This window comes from Megasphaera sp. AM44-1BH, from assembly GCF_003467125.1.
Taxonomy (GTDB): domain Bacteria; phylum Bacillota; class Negativicutes; order Veillonellales; family Megasphaeraceae; genus Megasphaera.
Genome location: NZ_QSFA01000059.1, coordinates 1 through 502, shown reverse-complemented (window position 1 = coordinate 502; position 502 = coordinate 1). Strand labels below are relative to the sequence as shown.

Below are 502 nucleotides of genomic sequence, written 5' to 3'. Positions count from 1 at the left end.
GGCTTTCTTGATTTCTTCACGGTTCATAGTCATTTACCTCCCAAGATCAGTTGTTCATAATCAGTGACACCCCGGGCTACTGCTCTGGCCAGGGCATCCTGGGCAGAGGCCAGGATTTCTTCATCGCTGGGATTAGTGATGAAGGCCAACTCGACCAGGACAGCTGGCATGTCCGTGTTCGTGAGAACATACAGGCCGTTAACGCCGGGCGTTGCGATTTTCACGCCCCGGTCAGTGGTACCGAGAGCATCGACCAGCTGGCTCTGGATACAGTTGGCCAGCATGCTGCCACGATAACTGCCGGTGCAGGCCCAGGTTTCTGTGCCGTTGGCTTCTTCGGCTTCAGCGGCATTGCAGTGGATGGACACGAAGATGTCGGCATCACTGCTATTGGCGGTTTCACAAATTTCATACAGGCTGTCAGATTGAAGCAGTTCTGTTTCTACGCCTGCAGCATTTAGATAGCTTGCAGCGGATTTACCAACGGCCAATGCTACATCAC

Annotated in this window: 1 protein-coding gene; it reads right to left on the bottom strand. The window is 53.4% G+C overall.

Annotation, left to right across the window (positions count from 1 at the left end):
* Positions 1-29 precede the first annotated feature (29 nt).
* Positions 30-502: N-acetylmuramoyl-L-alanine amidase (locus DW949_RS13565; RefSeq protein WP_147349070.1), on the bottom strand; the 473-nt coding region annotated here is incomplete at its 5' end.